13 protein-coding genes, 1 pseudogene and 1 riboswitch are annotated in these 14854 nt (G+C 35.9%); of the genes and pseudogenes, 13 read left to right on the forward strand and 1 reads right to left on the reverse strand.

The annotated features are described in order from the left end of the window. Positions 1 to 16 precede the first annotated feature (16 nt). From prfB to Q2T46_RS11895, 13 genes and pseudogenes are all read left to right on the forward strand, one after another. A protein-coding gene (gene prfB / locus Q2T46_RS11835; protein ID WP_303265315.1) for a peptide chain release factor 2 occupies positions 17 to 1115 on the forward strand; the annotation gives its coding sequence in 2 pieces (ribosomal slippage) (positions 17 to 85 and positions 87 to 1115; 1098 coding nt in all). 82 nt (positions 1116 to 1197) lie between these two features. After that, positions 1198 to 3336, forward strand: coding sequence for a Tex family protein (locus tag Q2T46_RS11840; protein ID WP_303265314.1), 2139 nt, complete (start codon positions 1198 to 1200; stop codon positions 3334 to 3336). 36 nt (positions 3337 to 3372) lie between these two features. Further along, positions 3373 to 4116 (forward strand): bis(5'-nucleosyl)-tetraphosphatase PrpE, encoded by a 744-nt coding sequence (prpE, locus tag Q2T46_RS11845; protein ID WP_303265313.1) that lies wholly within the window; start codon positions 3373 to 3375, stop codon positions 4114 to 4116. 36 nt (positions 4117 to 4152) lie between these two features. Further along, on the forward strand, positions 4153 to 4842 hold the full coding sequence (locus Q2T46_RS11850) for a TVP38/TMEM64 family protein (RefSeq protein ID WP_303265312.1): 690 nt from the start codon (positions 4153 to 4155) through the stop codon (positions 4840 to 4842). Positions 4843 to 4926: 84 nt separating this feature from the next. Beyond that, positions 4927 to 6084 (forward strand): amidohydrolase, encoded by a 1158-nt coding sequence (locus Q2T46_RS11855; RefSeq protein ID WP_303265311.1) that lies wholly within the window; start codon positions 4927 to 4929, stop codon positions 6082 to 6084. A gap of 45 nt (positions 6085 to 6129) precedes the next feature. Then, positions 6130 to 7071, forward strand: a complete 942-nt coding sequence (argF, locus tag Q2T46_RS11860; RefSeq protein WP_303265310.1) for an ornithine carbamoyltransferase — start codon at positions 6130 to 6132, stop codon at positions 7069 to 7071. A 113-nt stretch (positions 7072 to 7184) separates the two neighbouring features. After that, positions 7185 to 8141, forward strand: a complete 957-nt coding sequence (gene arcC, locus Q2T46_RS11865) for a carbamate kinase (RefSeq protein ID WP_303265309.1) — start codon at positions 7185 to 7187, stop codon at positions 8139 to 8141. A gap of 63 nt (positions 8142 to 8204) precedes the next feature. Beyond that, a riboswitch (FMN riboswitch) is annotated at positions 8205 to 8331 on the forward strand. Positions 8332 to 8392: 61 nt separating this feature from the next. Next, positions 8393 to 8977 (forward strand): ECF transporter S component, encoded by a 585-nt coding sequence (locus Q2T46_RS11870; protein WP_303265308.1) that lies wholly within the window; start codon positions 8393 to 8395, stop codon positions 8975 to 8977. A 122-nt stretch (positions 8978 to 9099) separates the two neighbouring features. Then, positions 9100 to 9558: a tRNA (adenosine(37)-N6)-threonylcarbamoyltransferase complex ATPase subunit type 1 TsaE gene (tsaE, locus tag Q2T46_RS11875; RefSeq protein WP_303265307.1), complete on the forward strand. Its 459-nt coding sequence runs from the start codon at positions 9100 to 9102 to the stop codon at positions 9556 to 9558. After that, on the forward strand, positions 9558 to 10241 hold the full coding sequence (gene tsaB / locus Q2T46_RS11880) for a tRNA (adenosine(37)-N6)-threonylcarbamoyltransferase complex dimerization subunit type 1 TsaB (RefSeq protein WP_303265306.1): 684 nt from the start codon (positions 9558 to 9560) through the stop codon (positions 10239 to 10241). The genes tsaE and tsaB overlap by 1 nt, the downstream gene beginning before the upstream one ends. A gap of 24 nt (positions 10242 to 10265) precedes the next feature. Next, positions 10266 to 10711 (forward strand): annotated as a pseudogene (rimI, locus tag Q2T46_RS11885) (ribosomal protein S18-alanine N-acetyltransferase). Positions 10712 to 10722: 11 nt separating this feature from the next. Further along, the gene (tsaD, locus tag Q2T46_RS11890) at positions 10723 to 11736 is read left to right on the forward strand and encodes a tRNA (adenosine(37)-N6)-threonylcarbamoyltransferase complex transferase subunit TsaD (RefSeq protein WP_303265305.1); all 1014 of its coding nucleotides are present in this window, start codon (positions 10723 to 10725) and stop codon (positions 11734 to 11736) included. 154 nt (positions 11737 to 11890) lie between these two features. Then, positions 11891 to 12841 (forward strand): D-2-hydroxyacid dehydrogenase, encoded by a 951-nt coding sequence (locus Q2T46_RS11895; protein WP_311062251.1) that lies wholly within the window; start codon positions 11891 to 11893, stop codon positions 12839 to 12841. Between the two features lie 9 nt (positions 12842 to 12850). On the opposite strand, the gene abc-f is transcribed toward Q2T46_RS11895, so the two are convergent. Continuing rightward, positions 12851 to 14743, reverse strand: a complete 1893-nt coding sequence (abc-f, locus tag Q2T46_RS11900; RefSeq protein ID WP_303265303.1) for a ribosomal protection-like ABC-F family protein — start codon at positions 14741 to 14743, stop codon at positions 12851 to 12853. Positions 14744 to 14854: the final 111 nt, after the last annotated feature.

Genomic DNA, 14854 nt, shown 5'->3' on the forward strand with positions numbered 1-14854 from the left:
ATAAGGAGATGAAGCAGTGTTAGCAGATTATAAGACAGAAGTTTTAAATTTGATAGACACTATAAAAGAAATGGGGGCTTCTCTTTGACATCGAAGGATTGAAAAGAGAAGTAGCAGAAATAGATGAAGAGATGTCACAGCCGGACTTTTGGAATGATTTGCGAAAGTCACAAGAATTGTCTAAAAAATTGAAAGATTTGAAGGAACTCATATCAGAGTATGAGTCTTTAGAAAAACAATGGGAAGACCTTAATACACTTATTGAGTTAGGACTTGAGGAGGGAGATGAGTCTCTTACTCAAGAAGTTCACGATGAATATAAGTCTCTTACCAAGAGTATAAATGACATGAAGATAAAAACGCTTTTAAGCGGACCTTACGATAGAAATAACGCTATCCTTTCAATACATGCCGGTGCAGGTGGAACAGAAGCGCAAGACTGGACTGAAATGTTGCTTCGCATGTATATGAGGTGGGCAACTTCAAAAAATTATGAAGTTGAAACAGTGGACTATCTACCTGGTGATGATGCCGGTGTTAAAAGTGTGACTATAATGGTGAAAGGCGCCTTTGCTTATGGGTATCTTAAGGGCGAAGCTGGTGTACACAGGCTAGTAAGGATTTCCCCTTTTGATGCAGCTGGAAGACGACATACATCATTTGCATTAGTTGAGGTCTTGCCAGAAATAGACGATGATATAAAAGTTGATATTAGGCCGGAGGATTTAAAAATTGACACGTACAGATCCTCTGGCGCAGGCGGTCAGCACGTAAATAAGACGGAATCAGCCATAAGGATAACTCATATACCGACAGGCATTATCGTTCAGTGTCAGTCAGAGAGATCACAGATGCAAAACAGGGAGACTGCTATGAAGATGCTGAAGGCTAAATTGATGGACCTTATGATAAAAGAGCAAAAAGAAAAGATTGAAGACTTAAAAGGTGAACACAAGGAAGCAGGATGGGGAAATCAGATAAGGTCGTATGTATTTCAGCCGTATACGCTAGTAAAAGACCACAGAACAAATTTTGAGGTAGGGAATGTCAACGCTGTAATGGATGGGGATATTGACGAATTTATCAATGCATACCTAAAGCAGAAAGTGTCTTAAGGGATATCTAACGGATATCCCTTATTTTAAATTCATTTAGCTTGGGATGGCTTTTAAGTTTAATAAATGAAAGGAAGATTTTATGGATAGGATAGCTTTAACATTAAAGCAGGAATTCAATCTAAAGGATTTTCAGGTTTTAAATACGATTAAGCTTATTGATGAAGGCAATACGATACCATTTATTGCTCGATACAGAAAAGAAGCAACAGGAAGCCTATCAGATGAAGTTTTGAGAAACTTCTATGAAAGGCTTACGTATTTAAGAAATTTAGAAGAAAAGAAAGAAGATACTATACGCTTGATTGATGAGCAGGGAAAACTTACTGACGAAATTAGAGAAAAGATTGAGAATAGTAAAACACTGCAGGAAATAGATGACATTTATAGACCATTTAGACCTAAGAGAAGGACTAGAGCAACTACTGCAAAAGAAAAAGGATTGGAAGGTTTAGCAAAATTAATTGCTGATGGTGACTTAAGAGAAGGAAACCCGGATGATTATGCTGTAAGATTTTTAAATGACAGTGTTTTAACTCTTGAAGAGGCGTATCAAGGTGCTATGGACATAGTAGCGGAAGACGTATCAGACGATGCTGAGATAAGAAAGTACATAAGAGACTATATATGGAATAATGGACTTCTTGTGACGGAAAAATTAAAAGATGAAAAATCTCCATATGAGATGTATTATAGCTACAAGGAATCTATAAAGAAAATACCTCCACACAGAATATTGGCTATAAACAGGGCAGAAAGAGAAGAGTATGTTTCTGTTAAAGTAGATGTAGATGATGAAAAAATAATAAATAACATAGTTGCGTCAAATGTTATTAATGACTCAATTTTTAAAGATTATCATGTTAATGCAATAAATGATTCATATAAAAGGCTTATTAAGCCATCTATTGAGAGGGAGATAAGAAATAAACTCACTGAAATAGCTGAGGATAAGGCTATAAAAGTATTTAAGATGAACTTGAAAAGCCTTCTTTTGCAGCCACCTGTAAAAGGTTATGTAGTTATGGGGTTTGACCCTGCCTACAGGACAGGTTGTAAAATCGCAGTCGTAGACGAGACTGGAAAATTGCTTGATACGGCTACCGTATATCCTACGCCTCCACAAAATGATGTAGATGGAGCAAAAGCGATATTAAAAGATTTGATAGAAAAGTACAATGTCGGTTTGATTTCACTGGGAAATGGAACAGCCTCCAGAGAAAGTGAGCTTTTTATAGCAGAGCTTATTAAGGAAGTTGACAGGGACTTAAAGTATGTCATAGTAAATGAAGCTGGTGCATCAGTATATTCTGCATCAGAGCTTGGAACAGAAGAATTTCCTGACATCAATGTAAGTTTAAGAGGTGCAATATCTATGGCTCGTAGGCTGCAGGATCCATTAGCAGAGCTTGTTAAAATCGATCCTAAGTCTATTGGAGTCGGCCAATATCAGCACGATGTAAACCAGAAGATGTTGGGAGAAGCTTTAAATGGCGTTGTTGAAGATTGCGTGAACAGCGTAGGTGTCGATTTAAATACGGCATCAGTATCGCTTTTAAAGTATGTGTCAGGCATAAATGCGTCTATAGCTAAAAATATCGTTGAATACCGCAATGAAGTGGGACAGTTTAGAAATAGAAACGAATTAAAGAATGTAAAGAGACTTGGCGATGCAACTTTTACTCAGTGTGCAGGGTTTTTAAGGATATTAAACGGTGACAATATATTTGACTCAACAGGTGTTCATCCAGAAAGGTATGAGATATTAGAGAATCTTCTCAAAAAATTTGATTATGATATTAATAAATTAGATACAAAGGCTTTGAGGGAATTTGCATATAAACTGGAGGAATATGGCCTTGAAAAGCTATCACAAGAATACGACATAGGGCTTCCTACACTTAATGACATCGTAAGCGAACTAAAAAAGCCTGGAAGAGATCCTAGAGAAGAGCTTCCAAAGCCTATTCTTATGTCAGATGTGATGACGATAGAACAGCTGAAACCGGGCATGGAATTAATGGGTACAGTTAGAAATGTTGTTGACTTTGGATGTTTTGTAGATATTGGCGTTCATACAGATGGCCTTGTTCACATATCAGAGATGTCTCAAAATTACATCAAACATCCTTTAGATGTTGTTTCTGTAGGTGATATAGTAAAGGTAAGAGTCATTGATGTGGACATAGATAGAAATAGAATATCTCTTTCTATGAAATAATATATGGTGTGATCTAAATATTATGGAGGTTTTAATTTGACGGCGTATGATATTATTGGCGATGTTCATGGTTGTTATGAAGAACTGACAAAATTAATCGATATTTTGGGATACACATGTAAAGACGGAATATATGTACATAAAGATGATAGAAAACTTGTATTTCTGGGGGATATTACAGATAGAGGGCCTGACTCTATAAGTGTTATAGAATTGGTGTATAAAAATGTAAAATCAAGGAAAGCTCTATACACGCCAGGTAATCACTGCAATAAGCTTTACAGGTATTTGTTAGGGCACAATGTTAAAATCATACATGGACTTGAGACTACTGTGGAAGAGCTAAATGCTTTAAGCGATTCACATAGAAAAAGAATTGTTTCACAGTTTAAAGAGTTGTACGAGGATTCACCTATGTACCTTATTTTAGACAATAAAAAGTTAATTGTAGCACATGCGGGAATACCTGAAAAATACATAGGATACTATGGAAAAAATGTTAGGCGGTTTGTTTTGTACGGCGATATAACGGGTGAGAAAAATCCTGACGGCACGCCTATGAGGCTTGATTGGGCGAAAAACTATAGAGGCCCATCTTTGATTGTCTACGGCCATACGCCTGTAAAGGAGCCAAGATTTTTAAATAACACTGTCAATATCGATACAGGATGCGTATTTGGAGGCTCTCTTACAGCTTTAAGCTATCCTGAGATGAAGGTATCTAGCGTAAAGTCTTCTATGCCTTATGATGAAAGTAGATTTAGAGATCTAGATGACTGAATATTGTAATATGTGGATTTTAGGAGGATAAATTAGGTGAAGAGAAATAAAAAGAAGCTTGTGATAAATGGCCTATTTATTGCAGCATTTGTATTTTTGTTTATTTGGGTACTGTTTCGATATGGAGATGAGTTAACTTATCTATTAAAAGATCCTGCTAAGTTTGAAAAATGGATCTTGAGCTTTGGCACAAAAGGTATTCTGATTTTTATCGCAGTACAGATATTACAGGTTTTAATATTTGTAATACCTGGTGAAGTTGTTCAAATAGCTGGAGGGTACCTTTACGGAACTTTTTTGGGCTCGCTGTATTCTCTGATTGGAATTACTATCGGTTCTCTTTTGTGTTTTACAATAGCAAGAGTATTGGGATATGAATTTGTACGTGGAATGCTGTCAGACGAGAAGCTAAAAAAATTTGATTATTTAATAAACAACAAGAAAGGGGAGTTTGGACTCTTTTTGGTATTTTTACTGCCAGGCCTCCCTAAGGATGCCTTGTCATACGTCGCAGGATTGACGCCGGTGAAATTTTTAAATTTTTTTCTTATAACGGCAGCAGCGCGACTTCCTGGCATAGTAATTTCCTCGTACATAGGTGCAAATATTGAGCATAAAAATTACATAGTTTCAGCGGTAATATCAGTAATTGCGGTAATTTTATTTGTTATTGGCATTATTAATAAGGATAAGATAATGAAAAAGATGAATCACTTTGATGAATGATGTTTACTATTTTTATCAGTGTAGTATAATATCTTTTAGGTTCTTTTTTTATTATGATAAGTTTTAAGACAGGGGGGTTTTACGGTGTATCTTTTAAAGGGCGGCAAAGTCTTGACGATGGCAGGAAAAAATTACGATAAAGCAGATGTTCTTATAGACGATGGAAAGATTTTGGACGTTGGAGAAGAAATAATAGCACCGCTTGATGCTGAGGTGATTGATGTTTCAGGCCTTACAGTGATGCCTGGCATGATAGATGCACATTGTCATCTAGGTATGTGGGAAAATGCTGTTGGCTTTGAAGGTGCAGATGGAAATGAGGAGACGGATCCCATAACTCCTCAATTGCGAGCAATAGATGGGATAAATCCTATGGACAAATATTTTCAAGAAGCATATGAGGCAGGTGTAACGACGGCTGTAACAGGTCCTGGCAGTGCCAATGTAATTGGAGGTCAATTTGCAGCCATAAAGACATATGGCAAAAGAATTGATGATATGATCATAAAAGAACCGATTGCGGTTAAAGTGGCTTTTGGTGAGAATCCAAAATCTGTGTACAATGAGCAGCATAAAATGCCTATGACAAGAATGGGCATAGCCGCACTGCTGAGGCAAGAGCTCATAAAAGCGCAAGAGTACATAGAGGATATGGAGAAGTACGCTGACGATGATGAGAAAAGGCCCTCAAGGGACCTTGGACTTGAAGTCTTGGCTAAAGTATTAAAGAGGGAAATACCATTAAAAGCCCATGCCCATAGAGCAGATGACATATTCACTGCTTTAAGGATAGCAAAAGAATTTAATGTCGATATAACGCTGGACCATTGCACTGAGGGGCACCTTATAGTGGATTATCTTGTGAAGGAGAATGCAAAAGTCATTGTAGGTCCTTCACTTTCTGAAAGGTCAAAAGTTGAGCTTTCAAACCTTACTTTTAAAACTCCGGGAATTTTATCAAAAGCCGGGTTAGATGTGGCTATTATGACAGATCATCCAGTTATTCCTTTAAATTACCTTCCCATCTGCGCAGGTCTTGCAGTGAGAGAAGGAATGGATGAGATGGAAGCTCTGAAAGCAATTACTATAAATCCAGCAAAAATAGTAGGCATATCTGACAGGGTAGGAAGCATTGAGAAGGGAAAAGATGCAGATATAGCTGTATTGGACGGTAGCCCAATTGAGATAAAAACAAAGACAAAGTATGTATTTGTAAATGGACAATTAGTCTATGAAGCATAATAAAAACATAAGCAATTGTATTATCAATAATGAGGAGGAAAATAAATGGCATTTAATTTAAAAGGTAGAAGTTTATTGACGTTAAAAGATTATACACCACAAGAGATAATATATCTTCTTGATATAGCAAAACAGGTAAAGGCTGAGAGAAAAGCAGGGATAGTTCATCAAAGATTTTTAGGAAAGACTATTGCATTGATATTTGAAAAGCGCTCCACCAGAACTAGATGTGCATTCGAGACGGCTTTTGGCGAGGAAGGTGGGCACCCGGTTTTTTTGTCAACAGATGATATACAGCTTGGGGCAAAAGAATCGATAGAGGATACAGCAAGAGTTCTTGGCAGGATGTTTGATGCAATAGAATTTAGAGGATTCAATCAAAAGACTGTAGAAGCACTTGCAAAATATTCTGGTGTGCCTGTTTACAATGGGCTTACTGACGAATATCATCCTACGCAAGTTTTGGCCGATTTAATGACGATAGAAGAAGAATTTGGATATCTGAAAGGTACAAAATTGGCATTTGTAGGCGATGGGAGAAATAATATGGCAAATACGCTAGCGGTTGGATGTGCAAAAATGGGTATGGATTATGTGATAAATTCACCTAAAGAGCTTTGGCCATCAGAAGAATACATAAAAGAAATCAAAGATATGGCAAAAGAAAATGGAGGAAGCTTTACAATAACAGATGTGCCAGGCGAAGGATTGGAAGGTGCACACGCAATTTACACAGATGTATGGGCATCTATGGGAGAAGAATCTAAGCAAAAAGAAAGGGAAATGCTTCTAAGGCCATTCCAAGTAAATGATGAGATGATGAAAAAGACAAAAAGATCTGATACGATATTTTTACACTGCTTACCTGCAGTAAAAGGGCAAGAAGTAACATATGAAGTAATAGAAGGGAAGCAATCGAGAGTTTGGGATGAGGCAGAGAACAGAAAGCACACTATAAAAGCTGTCATGATTGCCACAATTTTATAGTAATTAAGCCAAGGTAAATTTATATGCCTTGGCTTAATTTTCGCCTACTATTCAAATCATGAATAAAATGATATAATGTAAAATGTTATTATTTGCTTAAGTAGGAGGATACGATGAAGGGAAAAGTAGTTATAGCGCTTGGGGGAAATGCACTGCAAGATAAAGATATGGTGCCCACCGCAGAATCTCAATTAAATGCGATAAGAAAGACAGCTTCATATATTGCAGATATCATAGAAGAAGGGTACTCTGTGATTGTGACACATGGCAATGGCCCACAGGTTGGCAATATAGTCATACAAAATGAGACGGCTTCTAACATAATACCTGCGATGCCTTTTGACATATGCGGTGCGGAAAGTCAAGGTATGATAGGCTATATGATACAGCAGTGTTTAGGCGAAGTTTTTAAGGAGAGAAACATAGATAAAGATGCTGCAACAATAGTGACACAAGTAGTTGTTGATAAAGATGATCCTGCATTTTTGCATCCAACAAAACCAATTGGGCCTTTTTACTCAAAGGAAGAAGCAGAGATGCTTATAAAAAATAAAGGATATGAAATGGTGGAGGACAGCGGCAGAGGATACAGGAGAGTTGTAGCATCTCCAGAGCCAAAGGAAATAGTTGAATTAAGTACAATTAAATTGCTTGAAAATAATGGTGTTGTAGTCATAACAGCAGGTGGAGGAGGAATACCTGTTGTAAAAGAAAATGACAGCTTAAAAGGTGTTGCTGCCGTAATAGATAAGGATCTTGCGTCTGAGAAGCTTGCAGAAGATTTAGATGCAGATATACTTTTGATTTTAACTGCTGTGGAAAAAGTGTACATCAATTATAAAAAGCCAGATGAAAAATCACTGGATGTAATTTCAAGTGATGAAGCACAGAGGTATTTAGAAGAAGGCCATTTTGCACCAGGAAGCATGCTGCCGAAGGTTAAGGCTGCAATAAGATTTGCAAACTCAAAACATGGAAGGCGTGCAATAATAACATCTCTTGAAAAAGCATATGATGCTTTATGTGGGAAAACAGGTACTGTTATCATAGAGAAAACAGCTAAAGACTAAAAAGCTACTTGACAAATTGATATTTTTATGACATCATATTATTTAGAACTTAATAAGTGTGAAGAATATCTTCAGGGCAGGGTGAAATTCCCGACCGGCGGTAAGCGTAAGCAAGCCCGCGACCCGCATATGCGGTGGACTTGGTGAGATTCCAAGGCCGACAGTAAAGTCTGGATGGAAGAAGATTTATTTTTGTTGTTATGGTCCTGAAGATAATTCTTCAGGATTTTTGATTATGGAGGTGTTTGTTTATGGAACACAGCAAGACGAAAGTAATTGTAACTGTAGGATTGCTTTCTGCAATAGCATTTGTACTTATGTATCTAGAATTTCAGCTACCACTATTTCCAGGCTTTTTAAAATTTGATTTCAGTGATATACCGCCACTACTAGCAGCATTTGCATTAGGACCTGTATACGGGATTTTTGTAGAAATTGTAAAAAACGTGATACACTTGCCTGTAAGCCAGTCTGCTGGTATTGGGGAAGTAGCAAATTTTGTGGTTGGTTCCATTTACGTGTATACAGTAGGTGTAATATACATGAGAAACAAATCAAAGAAATCAGCAATATTTTCAATGATTATTGGAACAGTTGCTATGGCTATTGCTGGATCAGTCTTGAATTACTATGTATTTTTACCCTTGTACCAGAAGATAATGGGATGGCCATTAAGCGCTATTGTTGGAATGGGGAAAGCAGTAAACAGTCATATAGTTGATTTAAGGACATTGATAGCGTACGGGATTTTCCCATTCAACATATTAAAAGGATTTGTAATATCTATTATAACATTTCTAATTTACAAGAAATTGTCGCCAATGCTTAAAATGTAATGTGTTTAAAATAGCGGAAATTAATCCGTTATTTTTTTGCCTTAAATACTAACTTACTATGCGTTTGTTTTATGGTATACTTGGTATATAATAATTGTATAAATTTCACGGTGGTGTTACGAATGAAAATGTCATTTAAAACAAAAAGTCCTATTGAGACAGAAAAGATAGGTTTTAAATTAGGAAATTTACTAAAAAGAGGCAGCATTGTATTAATATCTGGAGAATTAGGCGTGGGAAAGACAGTTTTAACGAAAGGGATAGCTAAAGGAATGGGAATTGATGATTATGTGACAAGCCCTACATTTATGATTGTAAATGAGCATTTGGGAGATATTCCACTGTATCATTTTGATGTCTATAGGATAGAAGATTATACGGAATTATACGATATAGGTTATGAGGAATATTTTTATGGAGATGGCGTATGTGTTATTGAATGGCCTGAAAAAATAAAGCCCCTTATCCCAAAGGAAAATATATTTATACGCATGAATATGGGTGATACTTTTGATGAGAGAACAATAGAGATTGAATCACATGGCGAAAAATATGATGAAGTAGTTAAGGAGATGAAGTGATGAAGGTACTTGCAATAGATTCATCGTCAAAGACAGCGACGGCTGCACTCGTAGATGAAACTGGTGTGATAGGTGAATTTTCAATAAATCATTTAAGGCATTCTATAATATTGATGCCTATGATTGATGAGCTTTTAAAAATGGCTGAGATAAAAAAAGAAGAAATAACTCACATTGCTGTATGTGAAGGTCCCGGATCTTTTACAGGCTTAAGAATAGGTGCTGCCACTGCTAAAGGTTTAGCACAATCGATGAATGTACCGATTGTAGGAGTATCATCTCTTGATGGCCTTGCATTTAATGTAAGGGAATTTAGAGGAATTATATGTCCTGTAGTCGATGCACTGAGAGGTTATGTCTATACATCTTTATATAGAGGCGGTGCTGAATTAACATCTTTATCAGATGTAACATTAAAGGAAGTGCAGTCACTGCCAGACATTGTAAATAAATACAACGATGATGTTATATACATAGGAGATGGCGTAATTCCATACAAAGATGTCTTAAACAGGGAATCTTCGAAAGAGGTGTTTTTTGCATCATCTGTCAACAATATCTCGAGGGCGTCATCAATTGGGATGATAGCATTAGAAAAAATAGCAAGGGGCGAATTAAGCACATATATTGATTTTAAGCCATATTATATAAGAAAGCCGGCGGCTTTGGAAAATATAAATTAATATTGTTGGGGGTTAATATAATATATGGTTATTAAAATTCGCCCTATGACAAAAAGCGATATCGATGATGTGATTGAAATTGAAAACTTAAGTTTTTCTGTTCCATGGTCTAAAGAATCTTTTACAATGGAAGTCACAAAAAATAAATGTGCTCACTATATAGTTGCAGAAGCAGATGAGAAAATAGCTGGATACGGTGGATTCTGGGTCGTAATAGATGAAGGTCATATAACAAATATTGCCGTTCATCCTGATTTCAGAGGAAAAGGGGTAGGATCTGCAATTGTTGAGGGACTTATTGATTTGGCAAAGAAAAAAGGTATAACATCTATGACGTTGGAAGTGAGGGCATCAAATCTAATTGCGCAATCTCTTTATAAAAATACGGCTTTAAACCTGTAGGCAGAAGAAGGGGTTACTATCAGGACAACAATGAAGATGCAATAATAATGTGGAAGTACGATATGTAAGGAGAGATTATATGAAAAAAGATATAATTGTTTTAGGAATTGAAACATCTTGTGATGAAACATCTGCAAGCGTAGTTAAAAATGGGAAAACGGTCATGTCAAATGTAATATATTCGCAAATAGATATACATAAGAAATTTGGCGGTGTTGTTCCAGAGATTGCATCTAGAAATCACATAGAAGCAATTGGCAAAGTGGTTAAGGAGGCACTAGATGAGGCATCTATAAACCTTGATAAAGTAGATGTTGTTGCAGCAACATATGGGCCAGGACTTGTGGGGGCATTGCTGGTTGGACTTTCGTACGGAAAGGCACTAGCATATGGAAAAGGAATTCCTTTTGTGGGTGTAAATCATATTGAAGGTCATATTTCAGCTAATTACCTTGATGGCGATTTTGAACCGCCATTTATTTGTTTGATAGCGTCAGGAGGGCACAGTCACATTGTCTTCGTAAAAGATTATGGCGAATATGAAGTTTTAGGAAGGACAGTGGACGATGCTGCAGGTGAGGCATTTGACAAAGTGGCAAGAGCATTGGGACTAGGGTACCCGGGAGGGCCTAAGATCGATGAGATATCTAAAAAAGGAGATCCATATAAATATAATTTTCCTAAATCTTTCATGGGAAAAGACAATTTTGATTTCAGTTTCAGTGGTTTAAAGACGGCAGTCATAAATCAACTGCACAAAGAGAAACAGAAAGGCAGTCAGATAGACATTGCAGATTATGCTGCAAGCTTTCAGATGAATGTTGTGGATGTATTGACTTCTAAGCTTATAGAAGCTGCCAAATATAAGAATATAAATAAGATATCGATAGCAGGGGGGGTTGCTTCCAACAGCCTTTTAAGAGAGAAGCTTTCAAGATTAGCCAGTGAAGAGGGATTTATGCTTCACTACCCAAAGCAAATATACTGTACAGATAATGGTGCCATGATAGCCAGCGCGGGATATTTTGACTATATTCGTGGGAAAACTTCAGGATTAGACTTGAATGCCATTCCATATTTAAAACTTTTTTGATTGTTGGCGAAAAATCTGTGCATATTGTGGAAAATTGTCTTTAAATATCAGACAGTGGTGCTTTAAGACTGTGGATAACTTTGTGGATACTGTGACTAACTTAAATACATTGGATATTATGTAATGAAATGGAAATTAAAAAGGAGCGTTGATGATGAAAGACATACTCTTTTTATCAAAAGTAAATAGCAAGTATATAGAAGAAATGCAAAAAATTGCGCCACAGTTTAATGTGATTTGCTTGGATGATAAAAAAGATGCTTACAAGTATATAAAAAACGCAGAAGTATTAGTTTGTTTTGATGGTGATGCAGACGCTGAATTTATACATAACGCCGAAAATCTTAAGTGGATTCACCTGTTAAGCGCCGGTGCTGATGCAATGCCGTTTGATGTATTAAAAGAACGAAAAATCATATTGACTAATTCAAAAGGAGTTCATAAGTATCAGATATCAGAGCAAGTTTTAGGATACATGCTTTTATTTGAAAGGGGATTAAATTACTTTATTAGAAAGCAAATGAATAGGGAATGGAACAAGTCTGTAAGAGTTTCAGAATTATATGGCAAGACTGTTTGTATATTGGGTGTCGGAAGCATAGGCGAAGAAATAGCCAGAATAGCCAGAGAATTTGGCATGAAGACAATAGGTGTCAGAAAGTCAGGTAATATGAGCAAATTTATAGACGAGATGTACACAAACGAAAATATGATTTTTGCAGTTTCAAAAGCTGATTATGTAATTTGTGTCCTTCCATTGACTGATGAAACATATCATCTGCTGAGCAAAGATTTCTTTAAAAATATGAAAAATGATGCTGTTTTCATAAATATTGGCAGAGGAAAAGTTGTAGATGAATCTTCTTTGATAGATGCATTGAAAAATAAGACTATAAGGGGAGCTGCACTGGATGTTTTTGAGGAAGAGCCTCTTTCAAAAGAAAGTCCTCTTTGGGATATGGAGAATGTCATTATAACGCCACATACTGCTGGCATATCACCTCATTACATGGAAAGAGGAATTGAGATAATAAAGCATAACATAAAAGCTTATTTAGGTGACGGAGACTTTATAAATCGAGTCGATTTAGAAAAGCAATATTAAAGCGGGTACCTACCCGCTTAATTTTTCCCATTCTTCATATAGATTTTCTAATTTTTCCTTTAACATGTTGTATTTTGACTGCGTATCAATGATTTCTCCGCTTTTATATATATCAGGATCGCACATTTTTTCTTCTAATTCTTTTATCATACCTTCAGTCTCGATTATTTCATTTTCAATGCTTGATAAGTATTCTTTTTGCCTTTTAGCTTCTTTTTGCTTTAACCTTTCCCTGATTTTTTCATTTTTAATTTGCGTCTTTGTCTTTTTTTCCTGTTCTTCTTCAGATGTATTATTCTCGTTTTTCTTTTCCACATAGTATGAGTAATTTCCGTAATATTCTTTAATAGAATCACTTGACAGTTCCAATACTTTTGTTGCTATTTTGTCTATAAAGTATCTGTCGTGGGATACAAACAAAAGCGTACCGCCAAAATCCAACAAGGCTTTTTCAAGTACCTCTTTAGATTTTAAATCAAGATGGTTTGTAGGCTCATCCAGCAGGAGAAAATTTGCTTTTGACAGTATAAGTTTTAACAATGATACGCGGGCCTTTTCGCCTCCGCTTAACTTACCTATTATTTTAAATACATCATCACCGCTGAAGAGAAATGAACCTAATAAAGTCCTTATTTCAGTCTGGGAAAGATAAGGGTTTTCATCCCATATTTCGTCTATGATTGTCTTATCATTGCTTAAGTTTGTAAATTCCTGCTGGTAATAACCAATGATGACGTTTGTGCCCAGATTTACGATGCCTTCGTAATTATTTAATTCACCAACTATGATTTTAAGGAGGGATGTTTTTCCTACGCCATTAGGGCCTAGAATGGCAATTCGATCACCTTTGTACACTTCAAAGCTTATGTCGTGAAATATAGGCCTTTCAAAACTTAATGAGAGGTTTGAAACTTTCAATATATCATTTCCGCTTTTTTCATCAAAGTCAAACGAAAGCTTAATTGTGTCATTATTTATTACAGGTTTATCGATTTTCTCCATTTTGTCAAGGAGCTTCTGTTTGCTTTCAGCCATTTTTACAGATTTCTCACGGCGCCGATTTTTTTGTATCATTATCATTTCTTGAATTCTTTTTATTTCCTTTTGCTGTTCTTCATAGGCTTTTATCTTGGCGTTTAGCTCTTCATTTTTTTTCTTTACGTATTCAGAATAATTACCTTCATACGATCTTAATGTCTTATTTTCAATCTCGAATATTCTGTTTGCAATCCTATCGAGAAAAAATCTGTCATGAGATATGACTAAAACAGTACCTCTATAAAACTTTAAGTATTGCTCTAGCCATTCTATCGAAGGTATGTCAAGATGGTTTGTAGGCTCGTCAAGAAGAAGCACATCTGGATTTTTAAGTAGTGCTTTTGCCAGCATAAGCCTTGTCTTCTGTCCACCGCTTAATACTGAAACAGGTGTATCAAATTGTACAGGCTGAAATCCTAACCCGATTAATACTCCCCTAACTCTGCTGTCAATGGAATATCCTTCTCGTTTGTTGTACTCATCTGTAAGTTTTGAATAATCATTAAGCAATTTATTTAGTTTAGATTCATCTTTTGTGCTGGCTATCTCCTTTTCTAAATCCTTGATGTTCTTTTCAAGATTTATAATGTCTAAAAAAACCGTTTTAACTTCATCGTAAATTGACTTGTCGCTTACTATATAAGCGTTTTGCTCAAGATATCCTGTGTTTATTAAAGGCATCGATATATTTCCACTGTCAGGTTGCAAATCTTTTACTATCAGTTTAAAAAGCGTCGATTTTCCCGCTCCGTTATCTCCAACAACACCGATTTTATCGCCTTCATTTACGATAAAAGATATATTTTCTAAAATTGTATTTATTCCGTATGATAAACTTACGTTGTTTGCTGTTATTATAGCCATTTGAAATTCCTCCTGTTATAATATAATATATCAAAGATTATATATAATTTAAAGTGTAAATGGGATTTAATTTTTCTTAATTCATTGCCGATATTATATATGTCAAATTTA

It is taken from the genome of Thermoanaerobacterium sp. CMT5567-10 (genome assembly GCF_030534315.2).
Lineage (GTDB): Bacteria > Bacillota > Thermoanaerobacteria > Thermoanaerobacterales > Thermoanaerobacteraceae > Thermoanaerobacterium.

Coding starts and splice junctions, on each gene's coding strand:
- Q2T46_RS11840 (WP_303265314.1), top strand. CDS start 1,198: ATGGATAGGATAGCTTTAACATTAAAGCAGGAATTCAATCTAAAGGAT.
- argF (WP_303265310.1), top strand. CDS start 6,130: ATGGCATTTAATTTAAAAGGTAGAAGTTTATTGACGTTAAAAGATTAT.
- arcC (WP_303265309.1), top strand. CDS start 7,185: ATGAAGGGAAAAGTAGTTATAGCGCTTGGGGGAAATGCACTGCAAGAT.
- Q2T46_RS11870 (WP_303265308.1), top strand. CDS start 8,393: ATGGAACACAGCAAGACGAAAGTAATTGTAACTGTAGGATTGCTTTCT.
- tsaE (WP_303265307.1), top strand. CDS start 9,100: ATGAAAATGTCATTTAAAACAAAAAGTCCTATTGAGACAGAAAAGATA.
- tsaB (WP_303265306.1), top strand. CDS start 9,558: ATGAAGGTACTTGCAATAGATTCATCGTCAAAGACAGCGACGGCTGCA.
- tsaD (WP_303265305.1), top strand. CDS start 10,723: ATGAAAAAAGATATAATTGTTTTAGGAATTGAAACATCTTGTGATGAA.
- Q2T46_RS11895 (WP_311062251.1), top strand. CDS start 11,891: ATGAAAGACATACTCTTTTTATCAAAAGTAAATAGCAAGTATATAGAA.
- abc-f (WP_303265303.1), bottom strand. CDS start 14,743: ATGGCTATAATAACAGCAAACAACGTAAGTTTATCATACGGAATAAAT.